The sequence below is a fragment of the Micromonospora sp. NPDC047738 genome, assembly GCF_040642675.1.
Lineage (GTDB): Bacteria > Actinomycetota > Actinomycetes > Mycobacteriales > Micromonosporaceae > Micromonospora.
On the sequence record NZ_JBEYSO010000024.1, the window covers coordinates 61341 to 77288 of the forward strand.

The following is a 15948-nucleotide window of genomic DNA, read 5'->3' on the forward strand; positions in this document are numbered from 1 at the left end:
TTCCACCGACACGACGAGGTCCGTGCTGTGAAGTTTTCCTTCCGTCCCACCGAGGGCGCCTTCTACGAGCTCTTCACCAGGGCCGCGCAGAACCTGGTGCGGGGTACCGAGCTCCTGAACGAGTTGGCGCTGCCCGGAGTTGACGTGCAGTCGGTCAGCGAGCGGCTGACCGAGGTCGAGCACGACAGCGACCAGATCACCCACGAGCTGTTCAAGAAGATCAACTCCACCTTCATCACCCCGTTCGACCGGGAGGACATCTACCGTCTGGGCTCGCTGCTCGACGACGTGATGGACCACCTGGAGGCGGTCGGCAACCTGCTCTACCTGTACGGCCTGACCAAGCTCCCCGCCCTTCCGCGCGAGCTGCACGAGCTGGTGAACGTGCTGGACCAGCAGGCCAAGCTGACCGCCGACGCCATGCCGCAGCTGCGGTCGATGAAGAACCTCGAGGACTACTGGATCGAGTGCAACCGCCTGGAGAACGACGGTGACCAGGCGTACCGGATGCTGCTCGTCCGCCTCTTCTCCGGCGAGTACGACGCGCTGACGGTGCTGAAGATGAAGGAGGTGGCCGACGAGCTGGAGGCCGCCTGCGACGCCTTCGAGCACGTGGCCAACACCGTCGAGACCATCGCGGTCAAGGAGTCCTGATCCCGTGACTCCCGAACTCATCGCCGTGCTGGCGGTGATCGTGGTCGCCATGGCGTTCGACTACACGAACGGCTTCCACGACGCGGCCAACGCGATCGCCACCAGCGTCTCCACCCGGGCGCTGACCCCCCGGGTCGCCCTCGCCCTGGCCGCCGTCGGCAACTTCGTCGGCGCGCACTTCGGCGCCGGGGTGGCCAAGACGGTCGGCGACGGCCTGGTCACCCTGCCCACCGGGGTGACCAGCCTCGGGGTGGTCTTCGCCGGCGTGCTCGGCGCGATCGCCTGGAACCTGATCACCTGGTACTTCGGCCTGCCGTCGTCCTCCTCGCACGCCCTCTTCGGCGGCCTGGTCGGCGCCACCCTGTTCGCCGCCGACGGCGTCGTGCAGTGGGGCAACATCATCGACAAGGTCATCATCCCGATGGTGCTCTCGCCGGTGGTCGGCCTGATCCTCGGCTTCCTGGTGATGCTGGCGATCCTCTGGCTCTTCCGGAAGGGCCAGCCGGCCAAGCTGAACCGGGGCTTCCGCTGGGCGCAGACCGCCTCGGCCGCCGCCATGTCGGTCGGGCACGGCATGCAGGACGCCGCCAAGACCATGGGCATCATCGTGCTGGCCCTCTACACGGGCGGCTACCAGTCCGACAAGACCCACATCCCGCAGTGGGTGTTCTGGACCTCGGCAGCCATGCTGGCGGCCGGCACCTACGCGGGTGGCTGGCGGATCATCCGTACCCTCGGCCGCAAGATCATCGACCTGGGCCCGCCGGAGGGCTTCGCCGCCGAGACGGTGGCCAGCGCCGTGCTCTACTTCAACGCCCTGGTGCTGAAGGCCCCGATCTCCACCACCCACACGATCACCTCGGCGATCATGGGTGTGGGCGCGACCAAGCGGCTCTCCGCGGTCCGCTGGAACGTGGCCGGCAACATCGTGATCGCCTGGATCATCACGTTCCCGGCGTCGGCGGCCATCGCCTGCCTGGCGTATCTGCTGGTCCGCCCGCTGTTCTGAGGCTGACGTGGGGAGGGCTCCCGGCCACCGGGCCGGGGGCCCTCACGCGTATGCGACGCCGATCCGGGCCCGGATGTCGTCCAGCAGGGCCATCACCTCCAGAGTGGCGGCGTGCGGCACCAGCGGGCTCTCGATCAGCCCGGCGGCCAGGCAGCGCTGCACCTCGACGGCCTCGTGCTGGTAGCCGCCGCCGGTCAGGTCCGCCGGGACGGTCTCCGGCTCGGCGCCGGGCCGGTGCAGCACCGCCGCGCCCGGCCGGTAGAACGGCTCGGGCAGGTCGATCCGGCCGGTGGTGCCGGTGATCGACGCGGTGATCGCGGTGGCGCCGATCATTCCGCAGCTCAGCGTCGCCACGGCGCCGCTGTCCCAGCCGAGCACCAGGCCGGTGTTCTCGTCCACCCCCTCGGGGCTCAGCTTCGCCCAGGCGTGCACGTGCTGCGGCACGCCGAGCAGCAGGTGGGCCAGGCTCACCGGATAGACCCCCAGGTCGAGCAGGGCGCCACCGCCCAGCGTCCGGGCCCGCATCCGGTGCTCCGGCGGGAACGGCCCGGCCAGGCCGAAGTCCGCCCGTACGTGGGTCACCTCGCCGATCGCCCCCTCCGCGATCAGCTCGAGGACCCGCAGGATCATCGGATTACATCGCATCCACATGGCCTCCATGAGGAAGCGGCCGCGGGCGCGGGCCGTCTCGACCAACTCGGTGCTGGTCGCCAGGTCGAGGGTGCACGGCTTCTCCACCAGCACGGCCTTGTCGCCGGCCAGGCAGGTCATGGCCGCCTCGTGGTGGGCGGCGTGCGGGGTGGCCACGTAGATGGCGTCCAGGTCCGGGTCCGCGGCCAGCTCCGCCCAGGAGGCGTACGCCCGGGGCACGCCGTGCCGGGCCGCGAAGAGTTCGGCGCTCTCCCGGGTACGCGAGCCGACCGCCACCAGCTCCGCCCCCGGCACCAGCCGCAGGTCCTCGGCGAAGCGGCCGGCGATCTGTCCGGTGGCCAGGATTCCCCAACGCGTCATGGCGGCACGCTATCCCGCTCTCCCGCGCCGCCGGAGAATCGATCCATTGGTCGGGAACTAGGCTCGCAGGATGACCAGCCACGGTTTCGCCGCACCTCCCGCCCTGGTAGAGCACGCCCGCCGGTTCCGCGCCGAGGGCGGCGTGCCGGCCGTGCCCCGGGTCGCGGCCACCGTGCTGCTGCTCCGCCCGGCCGGCCCCGACTTCGAGGTGTACGTCATCCGCCGGGTCGCCGCGATGGCCTTCGGCGGGGTGTACGCGTTCCCCGGTGGCGGGGTGGACCGCTCCGACTCGCAGGCGCACCTGGACTGGGCCGGCCCTGAGCCAGCCGCGTGGGGTGGCCGGCTCGGCCTTGCCGCGGACGCCGCCCAGGCGGTCGTCTGCGCCGCCGCCCGGGAGGTCTTCGAGGAGGCCGGCGTGCTGCTGGCCGGTCCGGACGCGGCGACTGTGGTGGGCGACGTGAGCGGGGACGACTGGGAGGCCGCCCGGCAGGACCTGGTGTCCCGCCGGACCGGCTTCGCCGACCTGCTGGCCGGCCGCCGGCTCACCCTCCGGTCCGACCTGCTGCTGCCGTGGAGCCGCTGGATCACGCCGGAGTTCGAGCCGCGCCGCTTCGACACGTACTTCTTCGTGGCCCTGCTGCCGGCGGGGCAGCGGACCCGGGACGTCTCCGGTGAGGCCGACCACACCCTGTGGATCCGCCCGGCGGAGGCCGTGGCCCGGGCGGAGGCCGGCGAGCTGACCATGCTCCCGCCCACCCTGGTCACCCTGGCCGAGGTCGCCGCCGCCGGAGACCTGGCCGGCGTGGCCCGGGCCGCCGCGACCCGCGACGCAGCCACGCCGGTGACCCCCCGCCTCGACCTCCCCGAGGCCGGCGAGCCCCGCTTCCTCCTCGACTGACCCGGGTACGCCGAGGGGCGCCGGTCGAGGTCGACCGACTCCCCTCGCGGGCCGGGATCAGCGGCTCAGCCGAAGCGGCCGGTGATGTAGTCCTCGGTCTTCTTCACGCTCGGGTTGCTGAAGATCTTCTGGGTGTTGTCGTACTCGATCAGCCGGCCCGGGTCGCCGGTCTTCTCGATGGAGAAGAAGGCGGTCCGGTCCGACACCCGGGCGGCCTGCTGCATGTTGTGCGTGACGATGATGATGGTGAACTTGTCCTTGAGCTGGAACATCAGGTCCTCGATGGCCAGCGTGGAGATCGGGTCGAGCGCCGAGCAGGGCTCGTCCATCAGCACCACCTGCGGCTCGACCGCGATCGTGCGGGCGATGCAGAGCCGCTGCTGCTGACCGCCGGAGAGGCCGGCGCCCGGCTTGCCGAGCCGGTCCTTCACCTCGTCCCAGAGGTTCGCCGACCGGAGCGCCTTCTCGGCCGCCTCCTCCAGGATCGACTTCCGCTTCACCCCGTTGAGCCGCAGCCCGGCCACCACGTTCTCGAAGATGCTCATGGTGGGGAACGGGTTGGGCCGCTGGAAGACCATGCCGATCATCCGGCGGACTGCGGTGACGTCGACGTCCGGGTCGTAGATGTCCTGGTTGTCGATGGTCAGGCTGCCCTCGACCCGGGCACCCGGCAGCACCTCGTGCATCCGGTTGATCGACCGGAGGAAGGTGGACTTGCCGCAGCCAGAGGGGCCGATCAGGGCCGTCACCGTCTTCGGTTCGACAGTCAGGTTGATGTTCTCGATCGCCTTGAAGGCGCCGTAGTAGGCGGTGACGTTGGTGGCTTCGATGCGCTTGGCCATGGTGGTGGTACCTCCGGGATTCATCGGCCGAGCCGGTTGCGGCGGGCCAGCAACTTCGCCGCGACGGTCAGGATGAGGACGAGGGCGACCAGGGTCAGCGCTGCGGTCCACGCCCGCGCCGGCGAGTACTTCGAGGCCTCGCCGGCCTGCTGGTAGACGAAGAGAGCCAGCGACGACTGGTTGTTCTCGAACGGGTTGAAGTTGATCGCCGCGCCGCCACCGGCGACGAGCAGCACCGGGGCGGTCTCACCGGCGGCCCGCGCGATGGCGAGCATCACACCGGTGACGATGCCCGGCAGTGCCGTCGGCAAAACAACCCGCAGGATGGTCTTCCACTTCGGCACGCCGAGCGCGTACGCGCCCTCGCGCAGCGGAGCCGGGACGAGGCGGAGCATCTCCTCGCTGGAGCGGACCACGGTCGGCAGCATGAGCACGCTCAGCGCCAGCGCGGCGGCGAAGCCGGAGAAGCCCGGCCGCCCGTCGTTGAAGAACGGCGAGACGATCAGCACCCAGAAGGCCAGCACGAACAGGCCGGTGACGATCGACGGGATGCCGGTCATCACGTCCACGAAGAAGCGGATGGTGAAGGCGAACCGGCCCCGGCCGTACTCGACCACGTAGATCGCGCAGAGCACGCCGAGCGGGACGGTGATCAAGGTGGCGATGCCGACCTGCTCCAGCGTCCCGACGATGGCGTGGTAGGCGCCGCCGTTCGCGTCCCGGGCCCCGATGTTGTTCATCGAGGTGAGGAAGAAGTTGCCGTCCAGCCGCTCGGCGCCCTTGCTGACCAGGGTCCAGACCACCGAGGCCAGCGGCAGCACCGCCAGCACGAAGGCGGAGTGGATCAGCGCGCTCCAGGTCCGGTTGCGGGCGGACCGGCGGCCCTCGACCGCGTTCGTGGCGAGGTAGAGGCCGGCCAGGTAGAGCAGCGCGCCGACGACCACCACCAGGACCGGGCCGCCGATGCCGGCGCCGTACACGATCCCGGCGGCGACCAGCAGGGCCACGACGGCGATGGCGGGCGCGGCGTACCGCGGAAGCCGCTTTGCCCGCAGCGTGACCGGCTGGGCCGGGGGCTGCGGGCGGTGGGAGGTGACGGTGGTGGTCATGCGGCCGACTCCGTGAACTCGCGGCGGCGGTAGATGATCGCGCGGGCGGTGATGTTGACGATCAGCGTGATCGCGAAGAGCACCAGGCCGGAGGCGATCAGCGCGCCCCGACCGGTGTCGTTCGCCTCGGCGAACCGGTTCGCGATGTTCGCGGCGATGGAGTTGCCGCCGCTCTGCAGGATGTTGAACGAGATGGCGTACGTCGAGCCGAGGGTCAGCGCCAGGGCGATGGTCTCGCCGAGCGCGCGGCCCAGGCCGAGCATCACCGCGGCGATCACGCCCGGCCGACCGTACGGGAGGACGGCGGTCCGGACCATCTCCCAGCGGGTGGCGCCCAGGGCGAGGGCGGCCTCCTCGTTGGCCGTCGGGGTCTGCCGGAAGACCTCGCGGGAGAGCGAGGTGATGATCGGCAGCACCATGATCGCCAGCACCACCGAGCCGAGCAGGACCGAGCTGCCGTACGGGCCGTCGCCGAAGATCGGGATCCAGCCGAAGTAGCGGTTGAGCCAGGCCGACAGGTCGGCGACCGGCTGGGCGAAGTAGTCCCGGCCCCAGAGCCCGAAGACCACGCTGGGCACGGCGGCCAGCAGGTCGATCAGGAAACCGAGGCTGTTGCCGAGCCGGCGGGGGGCGTAGTGCGAGAGGTAGAGGGCGATGCCCAGCGCGACCGGCACCGCCATGAGCAGCGCGAGCAGCGCGGTGAGCACGGTGCCGAAGGCGAGCGCGCCGATGCCGAACTTCGGCGGGTTGTCGTTCGGGAACCAGCCCTCGAAGGTCCAGAAGGACTCGGTGTTCGCCCGCAGCGCCGGTACGGCCTTGGTGATCAGGAAGATCGCGATCGCCGCGATGACGACCAGGACGGCGGTGCCGGCGGCCAGGGTCAGGCCACGGAACGCCCGTTCCGCGCCGAAGGCCCGCGCCCGGGGCAGCGCCCCGCCGCCGCCCAGGCCGGGTTCGCTGTTACCGGGGATGCCGGAGGTCTCGGCCACACGCGCCGAGGCACCGGCAGGTCCCTCGTGGCTCGTGGCCACGCGGGTCCCGCCGGTGCCGGCGTGCGCCGAGCGGTGAGGGGTATCACCCATCTGCTCGCTCGCTTCGTATCGAGAAGGTGGTGTCGGTCAGCGCGTCAGGCGAGGCTCTTGACCGCGGTCTCGACCTTGGCCCGGACCGAGTCCGGCAGCGGGGCGTAGCCCAGCTCGACCAGGTCCTGCTGGCCCTCGGCGCTGGCCGCGTGGGTCAGCAGGCCCTTGACCAGCGGCAGCTTGTCGGCCGCAAGGCCCTTGCTGCAGACGATCTCGTAGGTCACCAGGACGATCGGGTACGCCCCGGCCTCCTTGGTGTTGTAGTCGATCGACATCTTGAGGTCGTTGCCCTGGCCCTCGATCTTGGCCCCGGCGATGGCCTTGCCGGCCGAGTCGGCGGTGAGCTCGGCCCACTCGCCGGCACCGTTCTGGACCTTGGCCTTCTTCAGGCCGGAGTTCTCGGCGTACGACCACTCGACGTAGCTGATGGTGCCCTCGGTGCTCTTGACCTTGCTGGCCACACCGTCGGACTTGGCCGCGCCGACGCCGCCCGGGGCCTTCCAGGCCTTGGCGTTGCCGAAGGTCCAGTCCGCCTCAGCGGTCTTGGAGAGGTACTTGGTGAAGTTGTCGGTGGTGCCCGACTCGTCGGAGCGGTGTACCGCCTGGATCGCGGTCGACGGCAGCTTGGCGTCCGGGTTGTCGGCCTTGATCGCCGGGTCGTCCCACTTGGTCACCTTGCCGGCGAAGATCTGCGCCAGGGTGGCCGGCTTGAGCTGGAGGTTGTCCACGCCGCCTACGTTGTAGACGATGGCCACCGGGCCGATCACCATCGGCAGGTTGAGGGCCTGGCCGCCGACGCACTTGGCGTCCGCCTGCGGCTGCTCCTCCGGCTTGAGGGCGGAGTCGGACCCGGCGAAGTCGGCGGTGCCGGCGATGAAGGCCTGGATGCCGGCGCCCGAACCGCTGGGCTCGTAGTTGATCGTGGTGCCCGCGCACTTCTGCTGGTACGCCTTGATCCACTCGGCCATCGCGTTCTTCTGCGCGGAGGAACCCTGCGCGTTCAGCGTGCCCGTGGCGCAGTCGGCGGCAGCGGCGGAGCCGGAGGCGGAGGTGCCACTCGGCGCGTTGTTGTCCGAGCCGCAGGCGCTGAGGCCGAGCACCGCGGTAAGTGCGAGGCAGGCGATGGCGCCGTGGCGCTGGAGCTTCACCTGAGGGGTTTCCCTTCACGTCTTTGTCAGGTCGCCCGGTCCGGGAGGCCGGGTGCCGGCGCTGACCGGCTGAAGATGAAGCTAGAAGTGCCAGGTAGACGGTTCGCCGGTCAGAAGTGAACGGAAGATGAACAGGCTCGCTCCGTGGAACGACGGCCAGCTGAGTGTGTGTTGTCCATTACATGAACTGGCGGGGAGGTGTCCCCTTTATCGCCATACGTCGGGCGGGGCGTGATCGCCCCGGAACCTCCCCGTGACGGTCCCGTGATACGTCTCGTCCTCGTCCAGTCCTGGAGGCCGGCCGGCGAGGGGCATGTGCCGGCCGCCGGCGTGGGCCGCGACGCGGTCAGCCGAGCTGGTAGTTGACGTGCGCGGACCAGCGGGCGAAGCCGAGCCGCTCGTAGAGGGCGACCGCGCTGGTGTTCGATTCGTCTACATAGAGCATGACCCGGTCCAGCCCGCGCCGGTCGCGGAGGTAGGCCAGGCCGGCGGTGGTGAGCGCCCGGCCGAGCCCGCCCCGGTGCGCGGCTGGGGACACCCCGAGCACGTAGACCTCGCCGATCGGGGCCGAGCCGGGCCGCTCGTGCACCTTGGTCCAGTGGAAGCCGAGCAGCCGGCCGGTGGACGACTCCACGGCGAGCAGGAAACCGGCCGGGTCGAACCACGGCTCGGCGAGGCGTACGCGCAGGTCCGCCGCGGTCCACCGACCCTGCTCGGGGTGCTCGGCGAAGGCGGCGTTGTTGAGCGCCAGCCACGCCTCGTCGTCCTCGCCGGGGCGGAATGCGCGCAGCTCGACCCCGTCCGGCAGCACCGGCTCGGGCAGCGCGGCGGCCAGCGGGCGGCGCAGCTGCCAGAGCACCCGGGCGCGGGTGAAGCCCAGGTCGACCGCGAGCGCCGCGGCCGACGGGTGGTCGCCGTGGGCCCAGGCGCGCAGCGGCGCGGAGGCCGCGGCCAGCACCCCCCGGGCCAGCGCCCGCCCGGTGCCGCGCCGCCGGTACGTCGGATGCACCACCATCTCCACCCCGATGCCGTTGGCCGGGTCGGTCGTGTCGAGGTGGGCGTACCCGGTCAGGGTGTTGTCGGTGGCCCGGGCGGTGAGGTGCACGGCGGGCGCCGCTGGCTCCCGCAGCCGGAGCAGCACGTGCTCGTCGAGCGGGTCGGCGCCGTCGGCGTCCCCGGCGACGCGGGCCAGTGCCAGCACCTCGGCCACCTCGACCGGCGCCAGCCGGTCGGCGCGGACGACACGATCAGCGGTCGGCTCGGTGCTGCTCATGCCGACGCCTCGCTGCGCTCGGCGTCGGCATGAGGCACTTTTGCGCTGAGCTGACGATTCGCTCGCTGACGCTCGCTCATGCCGACGCCTCGCTGCGCTCGGCGTCGGCATGAGGCACTTTTGCGCTGAGCTGACGATTCGCTCGCTGACGCTCGCTCATCCCGTCACGGTAGCGGGCCTCGGGCCGCCGATCATCCCCGACGCGGGCACCGGCCCATGGTGATCCTCACGTGGTCCCGGTGGGCAGCGCCTCCAGTTGGAACCGGCGCAGCAACTCGGGCAGCAGGTACTGCAGGGCCTCGACGGTGCCTGACCGGTTGCCGCCGGCGTCGTGCATCAGCACGATCGAGCCGGGCTCGGTCTGAGTCAGCACCGTCTCGGTGATCTGCGCCGCGCCGGGCATCTGCCAGTCCACCGGGTCCACTGCCCAGTGCAGCGGGACCATGCCCAGGTCCTCGGCGACCGACACCACCCCGGACGTCCAGGCGCCCCCGGGCTGCCGGTAGTAGTCGACCCTCGCTTTCGGCGCGGCCGCCCGGATCGCCGCGTCGGTCCGCAGCAGGTCGTCCCGGATCGTCTCCGGCGACCGGTCGCCCAGACTCACGTCGTGGTTCCAGGAGTGGTTGCAGAGGGTGTGCCCCTCCGACACGATCGCCTGGACCAGGTCCGGGTGGCTGTCCACGTTCTCCCCCACCACGCAGAAGGTGGCCTTCACCCGGTACTCCCTGAGCAGGGCGAGCACCTGCGGGGTGTACTGCGGGTCGGGTCCGTCGTCGAAGGTCAGCGCGACCCGCGACGACCCGGTGGTGGTCATGGCGCCGTACGGCCCGTCGCCGGCACCCGGCTGGCGGTCCCGCCGGGACGGGCTCGGGCTGGCGGACGGCGAGGGGGAGGGTCGGGTGGTGACGGGTGGCTGATCGGCGTAGTGCGTGGCGTTGACGTTGGCGGTCGCCCCGGTGGGTGGGGGTTCCAGTTGGGCCATCAGACTGTGGCCGATCGCGAACGCCGAGCCGAGCAGCGCGGCCAGCACCACGGCCACGGTCGTGACCCGGCGGATTGCTTTGGGCGACATCAGCGGCACCGCCCGTCGGGCTCGCTGTGTCGGCCTGTCGTCTTGTCCCTGATCCCCGTACGCACTGTGCCCCCCTTTGCCCGAATTTGGCTCAGAATAAATCCGGCCAAGGGCACAAAAGGGTCAGAAGGGAGGAAGTCTCACGGAAGGGGGAAAGTGGAGACGTTTCCGATCAGACGGGCAGCGGAGCGGGCTCCGACTCCGGCAGCGAGCGCGACGGCGGCACGACGAACTTGTAGCCCACCTGGCGTACGGTGCCGATCATCGACTCGTACTCCGAGCCCAGCTTGGCGCGCAGCCGTCGGACGTGCACGTCGACCGTCCGGGTGCCGCCGAAGTAGTCGTACCCCCAGACTTCACGGAGCAGTTGGTCGCGGGTGAACACCCGGCCCGGGTGCTGGGCGAGGAACTTCAGCAGCTCGAACTCCTTGTAGGTGAGGTCGAGCGGGCGACCCTTGAGCTTGGCCGCGTAGGTGTCCGGGTCGATGGTGAGCTCGCCGGCCCGGATCGAGCCGCCGGCGCCGGCCGTCGCGTTGCTGAGCCGGCCGACCGCGAGCCGCAGCCGGGCCTCCACCTCGGCCGGGCCCGCCCCGGCCAGGATGACGTCGTCCACGCCCCAGTCGGCGTTGAGCGCGATCAGCCCGGCCTCAGTGACCACGGCGACCAGCGGCACCCCCAGCCCGGTGGCGTGCAGCATCCGGCAGGTCGCGCGGGCCTCGCTCAACTCGGAACGGGCGTCCACCAGGACGGCGTCCGGGGTCGGACCGGACACCAGCGTGCGGACGTCGCGGGGCGCCGTCCGGACCGAGTGCGGCAGCAGGTCGAGTGCCGGCAGCACCGCCGATGGTTCCCCTGCACGCGCGGTCACCAGCAGCAGGATCTCCACACGATCACCTCCGTCCCGGCGGCCTCGGCCGCGCGCGACCAGCGACACTCCCGGTAGCGGGTGGCGCTGCGAACTTGCGTGGGTCCCGGCGTCGCTGACGGGCGACTAACGGCTTGAGCGTAACGGATCGACCGGTCCACACCTCCGTAAGATTTCCCGTTTGCCCGATCTGCCCTCGATCGCGCCTCAGGTTTTAACGTTGCCGAAACCGTGACCTCCGCCGGAGCCGCCGGGTCTGGCACGATCGGGGCGTGTTTCCCTCGACCTCGCCGGACACGGGCCGTGACCCGTGGGCCGCCGACACGCGTCCGGGGCCGGCCGGCCCCTCCCGTGGCTACCCGCCGGGTCCGCGCACCGGTCCGGCCGACGGCGGGGAGCGGGGCGAGCGGACGGGCCCGCGCCGGCTCCGCAAGGGCGGCCCGGGGCGGCGCCCGGACCCCGAGTCCGCCGACGAGGTCGCGGAGGAGGTGCCCCCGGTCCCGGTACGCCGGCCGCTGGCGCTGACCGTCGCGGGCTTCGCCGCGCTGCTCGGCGTCGGCCTGGTGCTCGGCGCGCAGACCGCCGGCCCGGGGCACCGAATGCCCTTCGCATTCATCATCTTCGGCGTCCAACTGCTCTTCGTGCTCGCCTGGACAATGGCCATGCGCCCGCCCGCGCTGCTGGTGGTCGCGCTGGTCAGCGCCGGGGTGGCCGCGGTCGCCGACGCCGCGGCGGTGCAGACGGAGATCGCCGGCCTGGCCCCGCTCGGGTACGCCGCCGCCGGCGGCTTCGTGCTCGGCGTGCTCGGCCAGCTCGTCCGCCGGGTGGACCGGGTCCGGGTGACCGACTCGCTCGGCAGCACCCTGCTGATCGTGGTGGGCGTGGTCGCGTTCGCCAGCCTGATCGTGCTCAGTCGGATCCCGAAGGGCACCCAGGCGATGACGGTCTGCCTCACCGCCACCGGCGTCGCGCTCCTGGTGGCCCGGCTGACCGACGCGGTGGCGCCCTGGCCCCGGCTCGCCCCACAGGTGCCCCGGGGTGCCGCCGGCGTGGTCGTGGGCGCCATGCTCGGCACCCTGACCAGCGCGGTGTTCGGCAGCTACCTGGTCGGCTTCACCCCGACCAGCGCCGCCCTGGTTGGGCTGGTCACGGCGGCCACCGCCGTGCTGGCCGACCTCGCCGTCGGATACGCCGAGGCGGGCCGGCTGATGGCCGGCGAGCCGCCCACCATGTGGATCGCCCGCCACATGCAGGGGCCGCTGGGCGGCTTCGCGCTCGCCGCGCCGGCCGCGTACGCCATGTGCGTGCTCTTCCTCTGAGCGTGCGATTGGGGATTCCACGCCTCGGGTAAGTACCGTTGCGCCGCGAGACGGCGCGCGGCCGCGAGGGTCCCGCGCCGCCAGGCGGCGAACCGGCGAGGACAGGAGGCGGCGTGGCAGTGGCGTACCCGGCGTACGAGGACCGGCCCCGGCGACGGGGCCGCAAGGTGCTAATCGGTTTCGTCGTCCTGCTGCTGGTCCTGGCCGGGCTGCTGGTGGTCGCCGACCGGGTGGCCGCCGGGGTGGCCGAGCGCGCCATCGCCGACCAGGTGCGACAGGAGGTCGCCAAGCAGGATGTGCGGTCCGCGCCGCCGAAGGTCGACGTGGGCGGTTTCCCGTTCCTCACCCAGGTGGCCGCCGGCAGGTACCAGCACATCTCGATCGTGCTGACCGACGTGCAGGGCTCCGTGCAGGGCGACGCGGTCAGCGTGCCGCGGCTCGACGTGGATGCCCGCAACGTGACGGCGTCGCTGGACACCCTCCGCTCGGGGCGGGGCGACGTGATCGCCGAGAGCGTCGACGGTCGCGCCACCGTCGCGTACGACAGCCTGGCGAAGATGCTCGACCGGCCGGGGCTCACCCTCGGCGAGCGGGACGGCAAGCTCACGGTCACCGCTCCGGCGGACATCCTCGGTGTGAAGCTCACCGTCCACGGCACCGCCGACCTGACGGTCGCCGACGGCAAGGTGGCGCTGCGGTTCAACGAACTGACCGCCGAGGGCCTGCCGAACCTGCCGCTGGCGAAGACGTTGCTGGCTAACTACGCCAGGAGCATCTCGGTCAAGGTGCCCCTGCCGGCGCTGCCGTTCCAGCTCAGCGTCGGCAAGGTGGAACCGAGGCCGGAGGGCCTGGTGGTCACCGCCAACGCGCAGCACGTGCCGATCAACTCCGCCGGCTGACCGGCTGGGCAACGCCTCAGCCAACCGACGAATCCCTGCTCACGGCCCGACCACCGGTCGGGCCGTCGGCGTTCTCCGGGCCCGTGCCGCGTCCCGGATGCTGGTCGGACCGGTGGCGCAGGCCGGAGCGGCTGGTAGTCTCCCTCCTCATGGGGACGCTCCTCACCAAACGGCGCGCGGTCGACCTGTGCCGCGTGGCCACCTGCCTGTGTCGCCCCGTCATCTGACGGCGGGGCTGTCCTCGGCCGCCTAGCGGCCACCGGCACGCAGGGTCCGCGTACCCTCCGGTGTTCCCTTGATCGCCCGGCAGCGGCGCCGTCGCACGTACCCGTGATCCGTTCCTAGCTCTGGGTCCCGCGCGTGGTGCGACAACTACCGACTTCGATCTCCGCGCGCAGGCTCACCATCCGTCCTCACCAGGGAGTGATCTGATGAGTCGCGACACCGCACTCGTCTCGGCCGAGTGGGCCGAGAAGAACATCGACGCCCCGGGCGTCGTCTTCGTCGAGGTCGACGAGGACACGTCGGCCTACGACACCGGCCACATCGCCGGGGCGATCAAGCTCGACTGGAGGACCGACCTCCAGGACCCGGTGCGCCGGGACTTCGTCAACAAGGCTCAGTTCGAGGCGCTGCTCTCCGAGCGGGGCATCGCCAACGACGACGCCGTCATCCTCTACGGCGGCAACAACAACTGGTTCGCCGCGTACGCGTACTGGTACTTCAAGCTCTACGGCCACCGCGACGTCAAGCTGCTCGACGGCGGCCGCAAGAAGTGGGAGTTGGACGCCCGCCCGCTGGTCACCGACCGGGTGGAGCGCCCCAAGACGCAGTACGTCGCGAGCGAGCCGGACACCTCGATCCGTGCCTTCCGGGACGAGGTGGTCGACGCGATCGGCACCAAGAACCTGGTCGACGTGCGCAGCCCGGACGAGTACGCCGGTCGGCTGCTCGCCCCCGCCCACCTGCCGCAGGAGCAGGCCCAGCGGGCCGGCCACGTGCCGACCGCGATCAGCGTCCCGTGGTCCAAGGCGGCCAACGAGGACGGCACCTTCAAGTCCGACGACGAGCTGCGCAGGATCTACGCGGACGCCGGGCTGGACGACAGCCGGGAGACCATCGCGTACTGCCGGATCGGCGAGCGCTCCTCGCACACCTGGTTCGTCCTGCAGGAGCTGCTCGGCCACCGGAGCGTGAAGAACTACGACGGTTCGTGGACCGAGTACGGCTCGCTGGTCGGCGTGCCGGTCGCGCTCGGCGACGAGCCTGGGGAGGCGTGATCGAGATGACTGTTCCCACTGCAGCAACGGCTCCCACTGCCGCCGGTTGCGCCGCTCCGGACCAGGCCGCGCCGCTGCCGGCCAGCCTGGACCTGGAGAAGGAGACCGTCATCACCGGTCTGGTGAAGGCCGAGTCCGGCGAGGTCGTGCCGGGCGCGTACGTCCGGCTGCTCGACTCGACCGGCGAGTTCACGGCCGAGGTGGTGACTTCCCCGGCCGGCCAGTTCCGGTTCTTCGCCGCGCCGGGCACCTGGACCCTGCGGGCGCTCTCCCGACACGGCAACGGCGACACCGCCGTCGCCGCCGCCCGCGGGATCAACGAGGTGACCGTCACGGTCGCCGCCTGACCCACGCTCTGACCGGCCCGTGGCCCGTCGCCCTACCCCCCAAGGGCGGCGGGCCACGGGTCGTTCCGGGGCGCTCCCGCCCGGCCTGGCCCGGGTCGGGTCGGGTCGACCGCGGGTCGGCGCTGTGGTGGGGTCGGCGGCCGTGGGATCGGCGACCTGGCCCCGCCAGCCCGGCCGTGCTGGGCACGTGGGAGAGCGCACGCGGGTGGCGGTGCGGTCGCCGCCGCATGACACGATGGCCCGGTGAGTGGTGCTGTCCAGGCGGGCTACGCCCCGCCGACTCGTCCCGACCAGCCGGCCCCCGGCCGGCGTCGGCTGCGTTGGCTGGTGGCCGCGGCGGTGGCGTGGGCGGTGCTGCTCGCGGGGCTGACCTGGTGGTCGGTGCGCCATGACCCGCCGACCGTGAAGGAGCAGCGCAGCCTGGGCCAGGCGATTCCGGTGGTGGCTGGCGCGGTGGGGCGCCTGGTGGCCGCCGTGGACGGCGAGGCCTGGGAGTTGACCCCGGCCCAGGTGCGCCGGGGTTGCCGGGTCACCCCGTTGGCCGACGGGACGGCACTGACCCGGGGTCTGGACGTGCTGGTCGCCGCCGGCGGCGAGCGGGCCCTGCTGGAGCGGGTGGCGCAGCGGCTGCCAGCCGACTGGCGGGCCGGGGTCCACGTCGAATCGGGCCGCCCCCGGTTGCGCGCCGACGCGGGGGAGTTCGTGGCGGTCGACGGGCGGGTGGTGGCCGACGGGCGGGTCCGACTGTCCGCCGCGACCGGCTGCCGGCCAGCCGACACCGAGTACGCCGAACTGCTGCCTGGACAGGCCATCGGGCCGGAGCTGGCGGCGGCGCTGCGGGCGCTGGGGCGGGCCGCGCCGCCGGTCCCCGAGGTGGTCCTGGTGCCCTGCCCCGCGGGCAAGGCCGCCCAGACGATCAGCGTGGTGGCCGGGGCTACGCCGGCGTCGCTGGCGCCGCTGCGCCCGCTCGGCGCCGCCGTGGTCGACCGTCCCGAGGGGTACGCGTACCGGACCGGGCGAGTCGTCGTGCTGGCCGACACCACCGGTGACCAGCTCCGGCTGGCCGCCTCGACCGGCTGCGCCGGCTGACCCGTCCTGTCGCGGGCCGCCCCGACCGGAGCGGGCCGCCCTGGCCGCGTG

At 72.0% G+C, this 15948-nt stretch carries 17 protein-coding genes; 9 read left to right on the top strand and 8 right to left on the bottom strand.

Features of this window, described 5'->3' with window-relative positions:
• Positions 1-27 precede the first annotated feature (27 nt).
• Positions 28-654, top strand: a complete 627-nt coding sequence (locus tag ABZ783_RS28495; RefSeq protein WP_073837884.1) for a DUF47 family protein — start codon at positions 28-30, stop codon at positions 652-654.
• Between the two features lie 4 nt (positions 655-658).
• Positions 659-1663, top strand: a complete 1005-nt coding sequence (locus tag ABZ783_RS28500) for an inorganic phosphate transporter (protein WP_357443433.1) — start codon at positions 659-661, stop codon at positions 1661-1663.
• Between the two features lie 42 nt (positions 1664-1705).
• On the opposite strand, the gene ABZ783_RS28505 is transcribed toward ABZ783_RS28500, so the two are convergent.
• Positions 1706-2674, bottom strand: coding sequence for a Gfo/Idh/MocA family oxidoreductase (locus ABZ783_RS28505; protein WP_357443435.1), 969 nt, complete (start codon positions 2672-2674; stop codon positions 1706-1708).
• A gap of 70 nt (positions 2675-2744) precedes the next feature.
• Here ABZ783_RS28505 and ABZ783_RS28510 point away from each other — a divergent pair, with 70 nt between their 5' ends.
• Positions 2745-3572: an NUDIX hydrolase gene (locus ABZ783_RS28510; RefSeq protein WP_357443437.1), complete on the top strand. Its 828-nt coding sequence runs from the start codon at positions 2745-2747 to the stop codon at positions 3570-3572.
• 65 nt (positions 3573-3637) lie between these two features.
• Here ABZ783_RS28510 and pstB read toward each other — a convergent pair whose 3' ends face one another.
• The 7 genes from pstB to ABZ783_RS28545 all read right to left on the bottom strand — a co-directional run bounded on the left by pstB (position 3638) and on the right by ABZ783_RS28545 (position 10984).
• Complete coding sequence (pstB, locus tag ABZ783_RS28515; protein ID WP_357443439.1) at positions 3638-4414, bottom strand: phosphate ABC transporter ATP-binding protein PstB; 777 nt, start codon at positions 4412-4414, stop codon at positions 3638-3640.
• Between the two features lie 20 nt (positions 4415-4434).
• On the bottom strand, positions 4435-5523 hold the full coding sequence (gene pstA / locus ABZ783_RS28520; protein WP_357443441.1) for a phosphate ABC transporter permease PstA: 1089 nt from the start codon (positions 5521-5523) through the stop codon (positions 4435-4437).
• Positions 5520-6605, bottom strand: a complete 1086-nt coding sequence (gene pstC / locus ABZ783_RS28525) for a phosphate ABC transporter permease subunit PstC (RefSeq protein WP_357443443.1) — start codon at positions 6603-6605, stop codon at positions 5520-5522. Before pstC ends, pstA begins: the two co-directional genes overlap by 4 nt.
• Positions 6606-6649: 44 nt before the next feature.
• The gene (gene pstS / locus ABZ783_RS28530; protein WP_073837890.1) at positions 6650-7753 is read right to left on the bottom strand and encodes a phosphate ABC transporter substrate-binding protein PstS; all 1104 of its coding nucleotides are present in this window, start codon (positions 7751-7753) and stop codon (positions 6650-6652) included.
• A gap of 346 nt (positions 7754-8099) precedes the next feature.
• Entirely contained in the window at positions 8100-9026 is a 927-nt protein-coding gene (gene mshD, locus ABZ783_RS28535; protein WP_357443445.1) for a mycothiol synthase, read from the bottom strand.
• A gap of 226 nt (positions 9027-9252) precedes the next feature.
• Positions 9253-10098 (bottom strand): polysaccharide deacetylase family protein, encoded by an 846-nt coding sequence (locus ABZ783_RS28540; protein ID WP_357443447.1) that lies wholly within the window; start codon positions 10096-10098, stop codon positions 9253-9255.
• Positions 10099-10270: 172 nt separating this feature from the next.
• Positions 10271-10984, bottom strand: a complete 714-nt coding sequence (locus ABZ783_RS28545) for a response regulator transcription factor (protein ID WP_357443449.1) — start codon at positions 10982-10984, stop codon at positions 10271-10273.
• A gap of 251 nt (positions 10985-11235) precedes the next feature.
• Between ABZ783_RS28545 and ABZ783_RS28550 the strand changes: the two genes are divergently transcribed.
• The 6 genes from ABZ783_RS28550 (at position 11236) to ABZ783_RS28575 (ending at position 15897) form a co-directional block, all read left to right on the top strand.
• The gene (locus ABZ783_RS28550) at positions 11236-12282 is read left to right on the top strand and encodes a hypothetical protein (protein WP_357443451.1); all 1047 of its coding nucleotides are present in this window, start codon (positions 11236-11238) and stop codon (positions 12280-12282) included.
• A 113-nt stretch (positions 12283-12395) separates the two neighbouring features.
• Positions 12396-13181 (top strand): DUF2993 domain-containing protein, encoded by a 786-nt coding sequence (locus ABZ783_RS28555; RefSeq protein ID WP_357443453.1) that lies wholly within the window; start codon positions 12396-12398, stop codon positions 13179-13181.
• A 149-nt stretch (positions 13182-13330) separates the two neighbouring features.
• Positions 13331-13408, top strand: a complete 78-nt coding sequence (locus ABZ783_RS28560; RefSeq protein ID WP_311202345.1) for an Ms5788A family Cys-rich leader peptide — start codon at positions 13331-13333, stop codon at positions 13406-13408.
• Between the two features lie 204 nt (positions 13409-13612).
• The gene (locus tag ABZ783_RS28565; RefSeq protein ID WP_073834489.1) at positions 13613-14461 is read left to right on the top strand and encodes a sulfurtransferase; all 849 of its coding nucleotides are present in this window, start codon (positions 13613-13615) and stop codon (positions 14459-14461) included.
• Positions 14462-14466: 5 nt separating this feature from the next.
• On the top strand, positions 14467-14808 hold the full coding sequence (locus ABZ783_RS28570) for a DUF1416 domain-containing protein (RefSeq protein ID WP_357443455.1): 342 nt from the start codon (positions 14467-14469) through the stop codon (positions 14806-14808).
• Between the two features lie 243 nt (positions 14809-15051).
• The gene (locus ABZ783_RS28575) at positions 15052-15897 is read left to right on the top strand and encodes a hypothetical protein (RefSeq protein WP_357443457.1); all 846 of its coding nucleotides are present in this window, start codon (positions 15052-15054) and stop codon (positions 15895-15897) included.
• The last annotated feature ends 51 nt before the right edge of the window (positions 15898-15948 follow it).